Here is a 16506-nt window from a genome sequence, read left to right on the forward strand (position 1 = left end):
TGAAATAACTTACAATTTTAGTATGCAAGAATCTATTTATAATGTCTAATGTGATATTTTTATCAAATTTATAGAAATTATCTATGAGATTTTAGTTCCCATGAAAAACCCTTACATAACAATAAAAGTAACCATTGCGTTTGATTTTTTAATTTAAATAACCAATAGCAACCATTTGTGAATCTTTCGTTCACAAACTAAATTTATCCTATGGTCAAACGAATTTATAAATTACAATAAAGTAGGGAAACCTTTCACAAGGCTCCCCCCTTATCAAACCGTACGTGCCCTATTAAGGCATACGGCTTACCAACGTGTTACATTGAATACTTTGCTATTCTTTGTGCATAGTTCATTTTGCGAACGCGGTCAGGTGTATAATACTCCCTTCCGCGTTCTTTTGCTTTTTGGACCTTCTTTTGTTGTTTCTTCTCTTGGCTCTTCTTCATATAATCAATGTAGGATTCTGGAGTATAGCCATATTGTTTTCCGTAGTAATATTGAAAAGTCGCTACCAATCCGATTCGAACGAAGAACTCGATATTCCATTTCGTTGTCATTGTCCACCCTTTTCTTTGACTTGGGTGTTTATGAATCATGCATACTCGTAACCTTCTTCTAATATAGCCATCAATTGCCTTTAATTCATTTCCAATGACATTAAAGTAGCAGTTGCTTTTTAATCCATATTCTTCGTTTGCCTTTATTGCTTCCCAAAGAGTTAGAAAGTAATTTACTTTTCCTCTAATTACAGGATTTACTTTCTCTATCCAAACCTCTTTACTATATGTAAAGGTCTTTCTCGTTTTGGTTTTTATCTTTTGGCGAAAGTCATCCCATGTGGACTCTTTAGGTTTAGCTATGAAGTATGGTTTTCCATCTTTCTTTCGGTTTCTCCAGTGTTCAAAGGTGAATCCTAAGAAATCGAAATCATCATGGTTAAAATCCACGACTTTGGTCTTCTCGATAGAGATTTCTAAGCCCAATTCTGCTAGTTTGCCTTTGGTAATTTGTTCGGCTCGTTTGATGTCTTCCTTTGTTTTCGCAAATAGAAGAAAATCATCCGCATAACGCACAAAACGAATTCCATTAAGGTCTAGTTCCCAATCTAATTCATTTAAATAGAGGTTCGCAAGAAGTGGTGAAATTACGCCTCCTTGCGGAGTGCCAGAATCTGTTTGATGGAATTTGCCTTCTTCCATATAGCCAGCTTTTAACCATTTCCAGATAAGGTCTAGGACGGTCCCATCTGCTATATATTTCTGAAGCACCTTCATCAATTTCTTATGTGGAATATTGTCAAAGAAGCCTTTAATATCGCAATCATAGATATAGTTATAGCCTTTTTCCACGTTCCACATTATAAGCTGCACTACTCTTTTAGCACCTCTATTTGGGCGGTAGCCACATGACCAGTTGTGGAAAATAAATTCTTCACATTTTGGTTCTATTACGTTTACTACGGCTTGTTGGACAATGCGGTCTTCAATGTTGGGGATTCCAAGTGGTCGCATTTTTCCATTTTTCTTGGGAATATACTGTCTTCTGACAGGTGATGGTGTGTATTCTTTCGCTCGAAGTTTCGCAAGAAGTTGATTGATATTCTCGTTCTCGTTAGCTTCGTAGCTTTGAATGGTCTCACCATCGATTCCACCAGCTCCATTGTTAGACTTTACCTTTTCCCAGGCAGCCATTAGTTTTCGGTCAAAGAGAATTTGTCCGTAGATACTATGCCATTTCAATTTCAGTTCTTGATTCAATGCTTATTCCACACCTTTCATTGTGTACATCCAGTTCGTTTTACCGAGGTAACGTGTTCTGTTTTCATTACACACCTCTATTAGAGTAGAACCACGAGGTCGCATCCCCTTCCGTTCGGAATGTGTTTAGTCACATTCTTACTTCCGTACTATGAGAGCGTCTGACTTCTTCACTCGTAATGTCAACTTCGAATTACTCTTATATGACACCACCTGAAATTGAGAGTGAAGACCTCACGGGGTCATTACACTTTCCTTCTAAACATACCCAGCACCTTCACTTGATAAGCTCCCTTTAATCGGCTGGCTCTTTGATTAAAGGACTCCTGTAATTTACAGTGAGGACTTCCCGTTATTCTCGCACAGTCGTCAACTTACCCGGCCGTATGTGCTTCACGCTTTCGCATTTGGGTCTGCTTATCCGTCTACGGGTCTCTCGACATTCCGCATCTCCTTCAGACATTACTTCACAATAATGCCCTAGATTAGACTTCATAGGTTGTGCCAGCACTCCTATGGGAGGACTTACACCTCCGAGAGAAATAACCTTCCAGGATTCGGGGACCGTTTTACCGCCGTAGCGTGTCCCAACCTATATAAGTTAGTTCTTGCAGTGGTCCTGCAAAGGTGCAACTGCCCGTCGCACAAGGAAAAGACCCATTATAAAAATCGGGTCTTTTACAAGTTTCCTATTTTCTTTTATTGTTGTAATTACATTCATAAAGCAGTGTGGTGATTATGCCATAACTAATTTGCGATATGGCACATGAAATTTTGCTTCAAATGCTTCACCTAATTCATCGCGGAAATTTGGGTGAGCAATATCAATTAGTGCACGTGCTCTCTGTCTTAAAGATTTTCCTTTTAATTCAGCAATACCAAATTCTGTAATAACATAATGAACATCATGACGATTTGTCGTAACCGCAGAACCTTGATCAAGAACAGGAACAATTCTGGAAACGGTTCCGCCTTTAGCTGTTGATTGGCATACAATCACTGATTTTCCACCTGGTGACATTGCCGCACCACGTACAAAATCTACTTGGCCACCAATCCCACTAATTTGCATATCGCCAATGGTTTCTGCATTTACTTGCCCCATAAAGTCAACTTGTACACAAGCATTAACAGATACTAAATTTGGAACTTTTGCTAAGTTTGCGGGATGGTTAACAAATTCTACTGGATACATGAACACATTATTGTTCTTGTCTACGTATTCGTATAAACGCTGAGTACCTAAAACAACGGATGAAATAACCTTTCCTGGATGAACTGGATTATATTTATTTGTGACAGCACCTGATTCAATTAAATCAAGTACACGGTCAGAGAACATTTCTGTATAAATCCCTAAATCTTTCCTGTCCGTTAAAAAAGGAATGGCTGCTTCAGGGACTGCTCCAAAGCCAAATTGAAGATTGCAACCGTCTTCAATTAAAGAAGCTACATTCCGCCCGATCGCTTTGGCAACTTCATCAGCTTCTGGCGCAGGAGCCTCAGGTAGTGGGCGACTCGTTTCTACAAAATAATCAATCTCAGAAACATGTAAGGTTGTATCTCCCAGCGTAAATGGCATTTGGTCATTTACCTCAGCGATGACGACTTTTGCCTTTCTAGCAGCTGCCATTTGATAGTCAACATTAATCCCTGCACTAACATAGCCATGCTTATCTGGCCTTGAGAATTGAACGATAGCAACATCAAGTGGATATTGGTTATCGAAAATTTCCGGGAGTTCATAGTAATAGCAAGGAGTAAAATCTGCTCTACCTTCAACAACTGCTTTTCTAGTTGTTGCCCCTACAAACAGTAAGTTATATCTAAAATGTCCCTCTGCTTCTGGAGTAGCAAAGAAAGATTCACGAACCGGTCTATTAATAAAAATTTCAACATTTTGTAAGCGTTTGTAATCAGCTGCTAATGCATCCGTAATTGGGAATGGTTCTGCGACCGATTGTGCAACAAAGACATGGTCACCTGATTTTACAGCTTTTACAGCTTCTTCTGCAGATACTGTGCGTTTTTTATACAAATTTTTCCAATCCATACTAATATCCTCCTTGTTAAATAACCTTTTGATGGTATTAATGTGAATATAATCACATATTATTCTATAATTCCCTCTAAAGATCACGATAGCTGAATAAATATTAAAAGGAATTTATGAACAGTTTTAGTGTATACCGCCTTTCTTATAGTGTCTAATTGGACTTTTTTATCTGTTTGATAGATTTTTTCTATCCTTAACATTACATCGCTAAAGAACAATCTCTAAAGAAGGATTTCAACAGAAAAAAAACAGTAGCGCTCATTTTTCCTTGGCTACTGTTATGAAATGGATGTGAATATTTGAATGTAAAGTTTGTGAATAATTTGTGAATAAATTCACATAAAAACCGATTCATCTATAAATTAAAAGATAAACAAGTTCTCTGTTCTACGCTTTTTACTAGCCTATTTTGAACTCTCTCTATATCGCTTTGGAACTCTCCGCTTGATAGTCAAATTCGTCCATATCTAGTCTATGATCTGGTTTTGCTAATATTCTATACCTGTAGTTCACAATCGCTGACACAAATATACCAATTGCGTTAATAATGATCATGAAAGTAAAAACGCCCTGGATATCATACAATCTTGTAATATAGCCTGTGATTAATGGAACAACCGCTGTTGCCAATGCCGTTGCTGAGTACATAACCCCTGTCATTCTTCCTTTTCGATCCCAGAAGAATTCACAAAGAATGGACAAACCTAACTGCAAAACACCAGCTAGAGTTACACCTAGCATAAAAGACATGATTGCAGCAACAACTGGTGTTTTTATCGTAATCAAAACTAGGATTGAAATTAATGAGAGAATCGGATAAAGGAGAATAATCGTAATTGCTTTTACCCTGCGACCAACAATCAATGACAAAATTACGACCGAAATGACTGCACCAATACTGTACAAGCTGTATAACTTCAATGAGTCTACTAACGACATTCCGACGGCTTCCCGGCCAAATACGGGCAGCCAAATATTCATAATATAAAGCATTGCGGGAGCTGTAAACCCTAATACAATTAGAGCTAAACCTTCCACACTAAACTTTGGCTGGGAATTAAAGATCACACTTGGCGCATTTTCTTCTAGTTTTTTTGGCTATTATGATGTGGAAATTTAACTTTCAACAAAATAATTGAGTTTACAAGAAAGATGATGGCAGGAATAAAAAATGCCCATCCGTAAAAGACTTCATTAAAAACTAAAAAAGAAATAAGAAATGGTAATACTGTTGAACCAGCCGAGATAAATACTTTTTGAAGAACCATTACCCTACTCGCCTGTTTAGGGAAAGCCTCCATTAAACTAGGATTTGTCCCCGTATCTAAGAAGGAATTTCCAAATCCGCCTACGATTGCAAAAATAAGAGCAATTTGATAATTAGGACTCAAAGGGATCCCAATTAAGAAGATTGCCATTAAAGTTGCCCCTAATAACACAAATGGTTTCCTACCAATTTTATCTGACAAAACTCCACCAACATAAAGGCTGAATAACCTACCAAATCCAAAGGCAGAGATCAAAAAGCTAATTCCAGCATTATCAGTTTGTAATTTCTCGGAAAGAAACGTCATATTTTGTGCAATCAAAATATACGCCATACCAAAGAAAAAGTAATTAATGAAAGATCCCATAACTGAATATATGTACTTATTTTTCATGTTGACTGCTCCTCTCTAGCATTTATAGTAGCAAAACAATCTCCTTTTATCTGTGCATTTTTTTTGACAGAGGAAATTACTCTCAATTGACTTTGCTAATTTATTCATTGACAGAACGGTTGAGAGATTAACAGAATTTATCAATACTATAGATATTAACAATGAATTCAAGAAATCTTATTCGTATAAACTATAGATTTCCAACATAACTGAACGAGGCACCCTATTATGCATGTATGCAAATAGAGTGCCTCATAACCTTTAAGAATATTTCCTTATTGACGAAATCGATTAACCTGCCATTTTTACTGAAGAATATTTTTCTTTTTCTGCATATTTTTTATTCACATAAATTGCAAGAATTACACCAATGATTGTGATAGCAAAGTTAAATAGAAGCAAATATTTAGGTCCAGCTATACCTCCCATTTTTGTAATTGCTCCTGCAGCTGTTAGAACAAGATAGTTTGCAAGACTTGAAGCAATCATAACCATAGAAGTCATTTTACCTGCGTTAGCCGGATTCACTTCTACTGCAATTGTTGTAACTAATTGAAGAACCCCTCCTGCGGCAGCATATCCAAGGACAAATCCACCAACCAATACGAGTGTTGGAGATTCTACAAAGTATAAAACGAGTAACATAATCGCTGAAATAGCTGGGTATAAGAACAAAATCTGTACCGATTGGAGAATCTTTTTACTGATCAATGCCGCCGTTACCAACACAGCAACGACTGTTCCTATCGCATAAAAGGACTGAATTTTACTAGGATCTGCTAAACCATATAATTTCCCTAACTCCTGATTCGCATTTAGCCATAACATAAATGTTGCACTCGTTGTAAATCCCATTGCAATTATAGCCCAAGTTGTTGCTGTAAACTTCATCTTTACTTTTTTTACTTCACCTTTCTCAGTTTTGTCATTGTTTGTAACTGTTGGAAAAGGTAAGAACGCAATTAAAAGAGCACATACTGCAATTAAAACTGCACATAGATAAAAAAGTGTTTTAAATGTCAGAGCATTTGCTGCAACAAATCCAATCATAAACGGCAGCAAGAATTGACCGATTGAAATTGAAAATTTAACAAATAGGTTTCCAATATCGCCCTTTTTCTTGAATATCTCGACAATTGATGGATATACGCATGTGTCGATAAATGAGTTTGCTATCCCCCCAAATAAAGCAAACGCATAGGCAACATACATATTCGGTGCGAAGATAATACCTACAAAATAGATTATATAAGCAACCATACCTACGATACCTGATGGTTTTCTACCAAACTTATCTGAAAAAGGACCTGCGAAAGGAAGAGAGATTAACCGTCCTAACCCTAAGGCAGCTATAACGGTAAGGACCATACTAACATCCAATGTCCCATCTGCTAATGTCGGTGCTCCCCACATTTCAGCAAAGTCTGATTTATATTGGGCTAGGATCGATACTCCAATCCCATGTAACATATAAGAGAAATATAGTACTGCAGCAGTTAAATAAAGTTTTTTATTATTCACGAGGTCTTTCCCCTCTCTTAACATTAAAGTAGTGAGGGAGACTCAGCCCCCTCCGAGATAATTAAATTACTTCTATTTAAAACATTTGTTCCTTAACATGATCAACTGGCATTTCTTGCCCTGTCCAAAGTTCAAAAGCTTTTGCCCCTTGCCAAAGCATCATACCTAAACCATTTACCGTTTTACAACCAACTGATTCAGCCATTTCAAGTAATTTTGTTTTCCGTGGAATATAAACAACATCTGAAACGATCAATTCTGGACGAAGCCATGATGCATCCGCAACCAAGTTTTCTTCTTCATACGGCTTCATTCCGACACCAGTACCATTGATAAGAATGTCACTATTTGCGATAGATGCTTTTAATTGATCTAAGTCTTCAAGACGATTTAATGTTGCATTACAAGTAATGTCTTTGATTTCATTATTAATAATATCAACGTTTTTGACAGCACGATCATAAAACTCATCATCACGGTTGAAAATGTAAATTTCGGCCGCCCCATCGATTGCGCATTGAATGGCAATTGCTGTTGCTGCTCCGCCAGCACCCATTAGTGTTATTTTCTTTCCTTTAATATCAACTCCGCTTTCTTGTAAACCACGAACATATCCTGTTCCGTCTGTAATATGGCCAACTAGCTTGCCATCTTCATTTACAACTGTATTCACCGCACCTGCAAATTGAGCAGCTGGAGTTAATTCATCTAAAAAAGGTAAAATCTTCGTTTTATTCGGCATTGAAACGTTCCAGCCACGTACATTCAGCGCACGTAATCCTGTTAATACATCTTCTAATTGCTCATTCCCTACTTCAAAAGCCATATATGCATAGTTAAGCCCTAATTTTCGAAAAGACATGTTATGCATTGCAGGTGATAGTGAATGTCCAATAGGTGTTGCCAGTAATCCGATTAATTGTGTTCTTCCGTCAATACGTCCTTGATCTGCCATTTTACTTCCTCCTAATAAATAAGCATAATTATAACTATAGCAACCATTATAATGTGTATGATTGCACAAAGTATGTCAAAGCTGTGAATTCGTTCACATAATATCCGAAACTTTTTAGAACCCTCATTTATTTTTCACAAATATATCTTTAATTATTTTTAGAATTTCACCATAACCAGTTATCCTAATCTTTTTTGTGAAATTGATTAATTGAAGTTCCCTGAATTACATACTTTTGTGTAGCAATTCTAATACGGTTCTTAATGCGGTTACAGGGATTTGACCAGGTGCTGATGCTTCTCTCCCAGCTCCAAATGTGAATGCAGAGCCAAAAACTTCGCCAGCTAAACGGCTGATAACACCTGTACCTCCCATTGACATGGTGATGATTGGACGATCAGCATATTGTGTCTTCATAGTATTCGTAGCATCAATAAGGGTAATTACATCCTCTACTGATGTTGGCATAACAGCAATTTTTGGAATATCAGCTCCATATTCTTGCATTTTACGCAAGCGAGAAACAATTTCTTCTTTCGCAGGTGTTTTAAAGAAATCATGGTTAGACATAATGACAAAAATCCCATTTTCTTTTGCAAGATCAAGAATCGCTCTTACATGTTTTTCTTCATTGAATAACTCAACATCTACTAAATCAATATTTTTCGTGCGAATGGCTGTTTGATTTAACTCAACATAAAATTCATCACTTATTTCTTTGTTTCCACCTTCTTTATGGCTGCGGAAAGTAAATAATAATAGTTCATCACTAAAAACTGCTCTTAGCTTAGCAAGTAAACCCTTCACTGCCACTAAATCTTCAACACTTTCATAAATATCTACACGCCACTCTACAACATCTGGTCGAAGTTCCTTTACCAACGCTGCTTCTTGTAGAATCTCTTCATCCGTAGTGCCTACTAAAGGAACAATAATTTTAGGAATCCCTTCACCTATTGTTACATCTTTAATTTTTAATGTTTTTTCTACCAATCCTGTCATTATTTTCACCCTTTTAAATAATTTAGTTGAGGCATTTATATAAAATCATTATGACATTTCCACTTACTAGCAGAAACACCAAATGATCAGTTAAAGTTTTTTTCCTTCATTGATATGAGCAGTGGGGTACTACCTTTTAAATTGCCGCTACTTTTTCAAGAGCTGGAAGAACTTCAATTTCTCTTTTGTAAGCAGAGAAAATACCGCCAACATTCATATGCCTAGGCGGGTACACAGATGCCGTGACATACACAAAAGCTCGATTTTGCCCCGAAAAATTTTCTAACTCAAGTTCTGTACATACGCTCTGGGCAGTACCTAATCGTTCAGCTACTCTTTTCATTTCATCATCTTGACGGCCAGAAACAAATACATCTCCACCCACTCTTACTAAAGCGGCTTCAATTTTTTCTGTCATTTCTGTGGATGGATCATCATCTTGCAAAAGTGCTGCATGATCAACGCCCATTGCAAATGCCTCTCTAAGTGCTAGATCTGCCTCCTCCGTTCCAATTGCAACAGCTGTTACATTGCCACCATTTTTTTCTTTCAATTGTAGTGCGAATTCAATTCCTGCTTTATCATCTTCACTCATATTTGTTATTACAGCATTCCAATATTCATTTATCTCTTGTTGTGGATTTATAAAAACAACGATGTTCATTAGTTATCTTCCTTTCCATGAATCTACCCAATTTTATCGATCAAATAAACAGTGTAGTGGGGCTACGCATATTAAATGATGTTTAATTGGAGTAGAGAACTATCTTGTTTGTAAGTTTGTTTCAGTCATTCTATTATTCTATTAACCTCTTACTTTTAATCCCATACCTCTAGAAATGACGATTTTTTGAATTTCGTTTGTGCCTTCATAAATTTCAGTTAATTTAGCATCTCTCATGAAACGTTCGACATTATACTTATTTGTATAACCAAATTGTCCTAATAGTTGCACACAATCTTTTGCGATGTCATTTGCTACTTTAGTTGCGAAGTACTTCGCTTGTGAAGCTTCAAGATTACAAGGGATTCCTGCATCAAGCATTGAAGCAGCTTGATAAACCACCAATCTTGCTGCATCAACTTGTGTTTGCATTTCTGCAAATTTAAATTGAACATGTTGATATTGAGCAAGCAACTTTCCATCTAGTTTCGTACTATTGATGTATTTTTTTGTTTCATCCAACATCCCTTGAGCATTCCCAAGGCCTTCGGCAGCTACAATAATCCTTCCACCCTCTAATCCACCTAAGGCAACTTTTAGACCGTCTCCTTCATTTCCTAGTAGATTTTCTTTAGGGATTTTAACATTATCTAAAATTAATTCACAAATTGAAGCTGCACCAAAGCCCATCATTTTTTCTTTTTTACCTACAGTTACTCCTGGAGAATTTCTATCTAAGATGAAAGCAGACTTTCCTTTTCCACCTCTAACTGTTGGATCTGTAACAGCCATAAGAATAAAGATTTCTGCCACGCCACCATTTGTCACGAAACATTTGGTACCGTTTACAACGTAGTGGTCACCATCCAAAACGGCTCTTGTTTGCAATCCATTTGTATCAGAGCCTGCAGTTGGTTCTGTTAGAGAAAAACCACCCATGCGGCGAGCCGTTTTACCAGTAAGCTGTGGTAAATATTTTTCCTTTTGTTCCTCTGTTCCCCATTCATGGATGGTGCGAACAGCTGCTTCATTATGTCCTGATAATATCCCTGCGGTTGGCGTATCGATGCGTGAAAATTCTTCCATTGTAAGAGCATAGCCAAAAGTATCTCCACCTGAACCGCCTTGTTCTGCAGGTAAATGAAAACTCATAAATCCATTATCATAAAACTTCTCTATTGTTTCATATGGATATCGTTCCTGTTCATCTAGTTCTTTAGCAATCGGTTGCAATTCTTTTTCAGCAAACTGTCGAAGCATTTGTTGCAACAGTTTATGGGTTTTTGATAATTGGAAATCCATTTATTTTCCTCCTTGATTGTTTTTGAAGTTTCAAAAACCTACTAGATTTTAAATTTCAGTTTTTGTGAAATCAATTACAATCTCATTATGCATCGGGCCGTTCCTTTCTGTCTAATGAGAAATTTTTATTAAAATTATAGTTTAAAACTATGAATCAGCGTGTTTATCATAATTTTTCCAATGTGTAAATGAACAAAAAATTAACAATTTGATTTTGGGTCATCGTTTGTACTCTTTATGAACAATCGATAGAGATTATAGACAGAAGGTTCATCAAAACATAAAATTTTAGTTAAGATTGATTTTTCTATGGAGGAGGTACCGAACATGAATATCAACCAACTTCACTATTTTTGTGTTTTGGCTGAAACAGAGCATTATACAAAGGCTGCCAAACTCTTGTCGATTACACAACCTAGTCTTACTCACTCAATTAAAGAATTAGAAAAAGAACTTGAAGTTTGTCTTTTCAATAAACATGGTAGAAACATTAAAATAAATCATTATGGTCAATTTCTTTATGACAAAGTTTCTCCGATTCTTTCTAGTTTAGATAAAACAAAAGAGGATCTACAAATGATGGTCGATCCTAACAAAGGGGTTATTCATCTCGCCTTTTTACACTCTTTAGCACAAGAATTTATTCCTCAAATGATTAATCGTTTTTTACAGATAGAAGGGAATGAACGGATTAATTTTGTTTTGGAGCAAGGTACAACTGAAGAAATAAAAAAGGAGTTTAAAGAGAACAAAATAGATATTGCATTCACTTCAAATGTTGCTGATGAGGGAATTACTTCTATCCCTATTTTAAAACAAGAATTATACTTGATTACCTCTCTTGATCACCCTTTAGCGAACCGTCAAGAAATTGATTTAATTGAAGCAGCTCAATATCCTTTTATTTATTATGATAAAACGAGTGGTATTCGTCCGATTCTTGACGAGCTTTTCAATAGTATAAATATCGAACCAAAAATTTCTTATCAATTGGCTGATGATACGACCGTTTGTGGTTTTGTGGCCGCGAATTTAGGGATTGCAATTATTCCTAATATATTCGGGCTTGATCGCTATCCCGTAAAAGCGATTAAAATAAAAAAACCGGTGTATGAACGGTATATTTATTTAAGCTATTGTGAAAATAAATATATACCACCGCCTGTAAATAAGTTTAAAGAGTTTGTCCTAAATAATTAGACAGATACGTAAAACTTCCTATAGTATAATCTCTCATTTTGAAAAGTATACTTTTCATCTACATTATGACCCTAATGAAGAAACGGTATGGAGTTCACTAGCCAATACCGTTTACTTTTCTAAAGGGGTTCCATCATATCTATATTCTTCAAGCTTTATAAACGATCACAAAAATCTAAGAAAAAATAGGATTTAAAAAGATTTGTCATCTCCTTTCCTGTCTTATTCATAAGATAAACATACAATTATAAGGAGGTGCTTCCGTTGAATCATACGGTGAAGCCCGGTGAAACACTGGGTCAAATTGCTCGTGATTATAGAACTCCAATATCAGTAATTATTCGTGCAAATCCTGGTATTAATCCGGATGTCATTTATCCTGGTCAAACAATCATCATCCCTGGCTTTCCACCAACTCATACAATTCCATATAAAATAGAAGTGTCAATTAATAATCGTTTGCTCCGATTGTTTAAAAATGGGGTTCTAGAGAAGCAATACCCAATTGCCGTTGGGAGAATTCTCCACGGTACTCCCGTTGGAGATTTTATTATTATTAATAAAGCCCCTAACCCAGGAGGACCCTACGGTACAATGTGGATGAGTTTATCAAAGCAGCACTATGGAATTCACGGAACAGATGATCCCAGCTCAATAGGCAAAGCCGTTTCAAGAGGGTGTATACGTATGTTCAATCATGATGTAGAGGAATTAGCTAGAATTGTTCCAATTGGTACACATGTGTCTATCCGGCCTTGACTTCAAGTGAAACGATTCTACCATACAACGATTAAATACTTCATAATAATATAATAGAAGAAACACGGTAAATTAGTTTACACAAATGAAGTTGGGACAGTTTATCAACCCGTCCCAACTTTTCTCATTTTCCATAGGATTCCATGCTTAGGTGAAAATAAAAAGCTAATCACAAACGTTATTCCTGTTGCAAATGCCATTGAACCTGAGATTGATGTATCTAGCCAAACAGCCAAGTAATAACCTCCAATCGCAGATAGGACTCCGAGTAAACCACTTATCATGATCATAATTGAGAGGCGGTCCGTCCAAAGATATGCAGAAGCCGCAGGAGCGATAAGCATCGCCACGACCATAATTGCACCAACTGCATCGAACGAAGCAACTGTTGTAATGGAAACAAGAAGCATAAATAAGTAATGCATGAACATTACAGGTATCCCAATACTTGCTGCCAGTGCAGGATCAAACGAAGTCAGCTTCCATTCTTTATAAAAGGCAATGAGTGCCACGACCACAATAATAAATACGATAAATAACATCAATGTTGCACGTGGGACTTCACCGATCAAAGGGAGACTTATTACATTCCACGGAATAAAAGCAATTTCACCCATTAGTGCATGTTGGACATCAAGATGGGCGTTCCCTACCTTTGTAGCAATCAGAATTACACCTATTGCAAAAAGGGTTGTAAACACCACTCCTATTGCTGCATCTTCCTGTACACCGCGTGAATGGAACCACTGTACAAGAAACGTAGTTAATAATCCGGCTAATACCGCTCCAATAAGCATATGAATACCACTTAGGCTTTGAGTGACGAGATAGGCAACTACAATTCCTAATAGAACCGTATGACTAATTGCATCTGCCATCATTGCCATTTTCCTAAGAATTAAAAATACACCAATTAAACCACATGTCAACCCTACAAGACTAGCTGTTATTAATATCCATGCTGTATAACTCATCGGTCCATCTCCTTTACGGGGAAAGGGGGATTCCAGTCCTGGTCCACTTTTTTCTTTTGCTTTCGCAACATTATATATTCAATAACAATCCCCTTTTTAACTCCAAATAATAGGGAAACAAGGAATAAAACTGAGGAAGCTACAACAATGAAAGGGCCTGTTGGCCATCCTGACCCAAAAGCACTAATTAAAGTACCAATGGCACCAGCACTTGCACCAAACAAGGCTGATAACCACATCATGACTTTAAAAGAATGTGTCCAATACCTCGCACTCACAGGGGGAATGATTAACAAAGCGGACATAAGAATGACACCAACTGCTTGGATTCCAATAACAATCGTCAACACTAAAAGAATTAAGTAGAGGATATTCATAGATTTTAAAGAAAGTCCTATTCCTTTAGCAAAACTAGGGTCAAATAAATATAGCTTCCATTCTTTAAATCCAATAAAGATAACAAGAATCACAAAAATAGCGAGAGTTGACATAACGAGAACATCCTGTCGAACCATAGATGCCGCTTGACCAAAGATGAATTGATCAAGACCTGCCTGGTTTCCACTCCCACTACGATTCACCATCGTTAGGAGCATAATGCCTCCACCAAAAAAAACAGCCAATATTAAGCCCATTGCTGTATCTTCACTAATTCTTGTCATTGATTTAATCATCTGAATAAGAAGTGCACCAACTAACCCACTAATACCTGCTCCAATAATTAACAAAAGTAAGTTCTTTTCCTGAAAAATCATAAATGAGAGTACCACTCCAGGAAGAGCGGCATGGGAAATCGCATCACTCATTAAGCTTTGACGTTTCCAATAAGCAAGGCAACCGATTAAACCAGCTGCCATGCCTAGAAGGACTACACTTACTAAAACCCATTGAAAATTACTGCTCTGCAAGATGTTTAGCACGAACCATGTCTCCCTTCATCCACTGAACGGCTCCGCCATATGCATGGGAAATATAATTTGGAGTAAATACCGCTTCTGTTTTTCCATGGGCAATAACCGTTTTATTTAAAAAAAGTACATGGTCAAAATAATCTTCCACTGTTTGCAGATCATGATGAACAATCATGATAGTTTTCCCCTCATTTTTTAACTCATTAAGGATTGTCATAATTGCTCGCTCAGTTGCAGCATCTACTCCAGCTAATGGCTCATCTAAAAAGTACAAATCAGCATTTTGTATAAGAGCTCTTGCCAAAAAGACTCGTTGCTGCTGTCCCCCTGAAAGCTGACTTATTTGACGTGATGCATAATCAACCATGCCTACTTTTTCAAGAGCTTCTAATGCTGTTTTCATATGCTTTTTGGATGGCCATTTTAACCAGCCAATCTGTCCATAAAGCCCCATCATTACAACATCTAATGCATTTGTCGGAAAATCCCAATCCACCGAGCCACGCTGGGGAACATAACCAATTCTAGTTTTCTCTTTTTTTATCGTTGACCCAAAAAATGTAACTTCCCCCTTGATTCGCGGATGTAAATCAAGCATAGTTTTAATTAAAGTCGATTTACCAGCACCATTTGGACCAACGATCCCTGTAAGCGAACCTTGTTTCACGGTAAAATTCACATCAGAGAGAACAATATTTTTTCTGTAAGCTGCACATAGTTGCTCTACTTGAAGCACATCCATTTATTCGTTCCCTCCAATAAGAGCCTTATAAATTGTATCTACATTATGGCGATACATCCCTAAATAGGTCCCTTCTTCTGTTCCATACTCCCCCATTGCGTCAGAAAATAATTCTCCTCCTAAAGAGACCTCAAGTCCTGCAGCGGCAGCACCTTCGATTACAGATTTAATTGATTGGTCACTAATGCTACTTTCAATAAAAACAGCAGGTATTTGCCTTTCTATCAGTAAATCAACAGTAGATTGAATATCAGAAATTCCAATTTCATCTTCTGTACTCAACCCTTGAAGTCCAACCACTTCTATGTCATTCATGCGGCCAAAATAACCAAAAGCATCATGTGCTGTAACTAAAATTCGTTTAGATTCTTGTATTTCACCAATTTTATTAACTGAATAGGATTGTAATTCATCAAGTTTCGTAAAATATGCCAGTTTATTTTGTTCAAAGTAGTCAGCATCTTTTGGAGAGTATTCCTTCAACTGCTCAACCGCTCCATTTAATGCCTCCTTCCAAAGGGAAATATCAAACCATATATGTGGATCAATAGCTCCTTCTTCATCAAGAAGTAATTGATCTTCATTCACCACTTCCCCTAATGCAAAGGTCATTTTGGAATCACTCATATTGGCGAAAATTTCTCCCATATTCCCCTCGAGATGTAATCCATTATAAAAAATGATGTCCGCCTGTTGTAGTGCTCGAATATCACCTTGTGTTGCCTGATATAGATGTGGATCTATCCCTGGTCCCATTAAACTAGTTACTTCAACCCGGTCACCACCAATCTCTGAAATTGGATCGCTAATCTGTGCTATCGTCGTAACAATACGTATGCTTTCTTGTTCATTAACAGATTCATTTCCCTCTCCAATGGTCTCTTTCGTACAACCAACCAACACCATTAACATCAGTAAAGATACACTAACAACGAATTTCTTCATAACTCCTCCTTATATATATATATTTTTTTGCACAAAGACAACAAATAACTAACA

At 36.9% G+C, this 16506-nt stretch carries 15 protein-coding genes; 2 read left to right on the plus strand and 13 right to left on the minus strand.

Going from position 1 to position 16506, the window contains the following annotated elements; translation table 11 throughout:
- Window positions 1–317 precede the first annotated feature (317 nt).
- From ltrA to GNT69_RS11390, 9 genes are all read right to left on the minus strand, one after another.
- Window positions 318–1760 carry a group II intron reverse transcriptase/maturase gene (ltrA, locus tag GNT69_RS11350; protein ID WP_203554114.1) on the minus strand — a complete coding sequence of 481 codons (1443 nt, stop codon included), beginning with the start codon at window positions 1758–1760 and terminating at the stop codon, window positions 318–320.
- Between the two features lie 736 nt (window positions 1761–2496).
- Window positions 2497–3813 (minus strand): acetyl-CoA hydrolase/transferase family protein, encoded by a 1317-nt coding sequence (locus tag GNT69_RS11355; protein WP_203555095.1) that lies wholly within the window; start codon window positions 3811–3813, stop codon window positions 2497–2499.
- A gap of 423 nt (window positions 3814–4236) precedes the next feature.
- Window positions 4237–4755, minus strand: coding sequence for an MFS transporter (locus GNT69_RS11360; RefSeq protein ID WP_203555096.1), 519 nt, complete (start codon window positions 4753–4755; stop codon window positions 4237–4239).
- Window positions 4756–4901: 146 nt separating this feature from the next.
- The gene (locus GNT69_RS11365) at window positions 4902–5477 is read right to left on the minus strand and encodes an MFS transporter (protein WP_203555097.1); all 576 of its coding nucleotides are present in this window, start codon (window positions 5475–5477) and stop codon (window positions 4902–4904) included.
- A 291-nt stretch (window positions 5478–5768) separates the two neighbouring features.
- Window positions 5769–6998, minus strand: coding sequence for an MFS transporter (locus GNT69_RS11370; RefSeq protein ID WP_203555098.1), 1230 nt, complete (start codon window positions 6996–6998; stop codon window positions 5769–5771).
- Window positions 6999–7074: 76 nt separating this feature from the next.
- Window positions 7075–7953 (minus strand): shikimate dehydrogenase, encoded by an 879-nt coding sequence (locus GNT69_RS11375; protein WP_203555099.1) that lies wholly within the window; start codon window positions 7951–7953, stop codon window positions 7075–7077.
- A 225-nt stretch (window positions 7954–8178) separates the two neighbouring features.
- Entirely contained in the window at window positions 8179–8955 is a 777-nt protein-coding gene (gene aroD, locus GNT69_RS11380; RefSeq protein WP_203555100.1) for a type I 3-dehydroquinate dehydratase, read from the minus strand.
- A gap of 136 nt (window positions 8956–9091) precedes the next feature.
- Window positions 9092–9619, minus strand: coding sequence for an adenine nucleotide alpha hydrolase family protein (locus tag GNT69_RS11385; protein WP_203555101.1), 528 nt, complete (start codon window positions 9617–9619; stop codon window positions 9092–9094).
- A gap of 141 nt (window positions 9620–9760) precedes the next feature.
- Window positions 9761–10921: an acyl-CoA dehydrogenase family protein gene (locus GNT69_RS11390; RefSeq protein ID WP_203555102.1), complete on the minus strand. Its 1161-nt coding sequence runs from the start codon at window positions 10919–10921 to the stop codon at window positions 9761–9763.
- Between the two features lie 327 nt (window positions 10922–11248).
- Between GNT69_RS11390 and GNT69_RS11395 the strand changes: the two genes are divergently transcribed.
- Together GNT69_RS11395 and GNT69_RS11400 are read left to right on the plus strand one after the other, a co-directional pair.
- Window positions 11249–12121 (plus strand): LysR family transcriptional regulator, encoded by an 873-nt coding sequence (locus tag GNT69_RS11395; protein WP_203555103.1) that lies wholly within the window; start codon window positions 11249–11251, stop codon window positions 12119–12121.
- Window positions 12122–12385: 264 nt separating this feature from the next.
- The gene (locus GNT69_RS11400; protein WP_203555104.1) at window positions 12386–12880 is read left to right on the plus strand and encodes a L,D-transpeptidase family protein; all 495 of its coding nucleotides are present in this window, start codon (window positions 12386–12388) and stop codon (window positions 12878–12880) included.
- Window positions 12881–12984: 104 nt separating this feature from the next.
- Here the strand turns inward: GNT69_RS11400 and GNT69_RS11405 are convergent, their stop codons facing one another.
- The 4 genes from GNT69_RS11405 to GNT69_RS11420 are packed head-to-tail and all read right to left on the minus strand — an operon-like array spanning window position 12985 to window position 16452.
- The gene (locus tag GNT69_RS11405) at window positions 12985–13854 is read right to left on the minus strand and encodes a metal ABC transporter permease (protein ID WP_203555105.1); all 870 of its coding nucleotides are present in this window, start codon (window positions 13852–13854) and stop codon (window positions 12985–12987) included.
- Window positions 13851–14774 (minus strand): iron chelate uptake ABC transporter family permease subunit, encoded by a 924-nt coding sequence (locus GNT69_RS11410; RefSeq protein ID WP_203555106.1) that lies wholly within the window; start codon window positions 14772–14774, stop codon window positions 13851–13853. The genes GNT69_RS11405 and GNT69_RS11410 overlap by 4 nt, the downstream gene beginning before the upstream one ends.
- Window positions 14749–15507 carry a metal ABC transporter ATP-binding protein gene (locus tag GNT69_RS11415; protein WP_203555107.1) on the minus strand — a complete coding sequence of 253 codons (759 nt, stop codon included), beginning with the start codon at window positions 15505–15507 and terminating at the stop codon, window positions 14749–14751. Before GNT69_RS11415 ends, GNT69_RS11410 begins: the two co-directional genes overlap by 26 nt.
- Window positions 15508–16452 carry a metal ABC transporter solute-binding protein, Zn/Mn family gene (locus GNT69_RS11420; RefSeq protein WP_203555108.1) on the minus strand — a complete coding sequence of 315 codons (945 nt, stop codon included), beginning with the start codon at window positions 16450–16452 and terminating at the stop codon, window positions 15508–15510.
- Window positions 16453–16506 lie beyond the last annotated feature (54 nt).

The sequence above is a fragment of the Bacillus sp. B15-48 genome (assembly GCF_016879755.1).
Taxonomy (GTDB): Bacteria; Bacillota; Bacilli; order Bacillales; family Cytobacillaceae; genus Mesobacillus_B.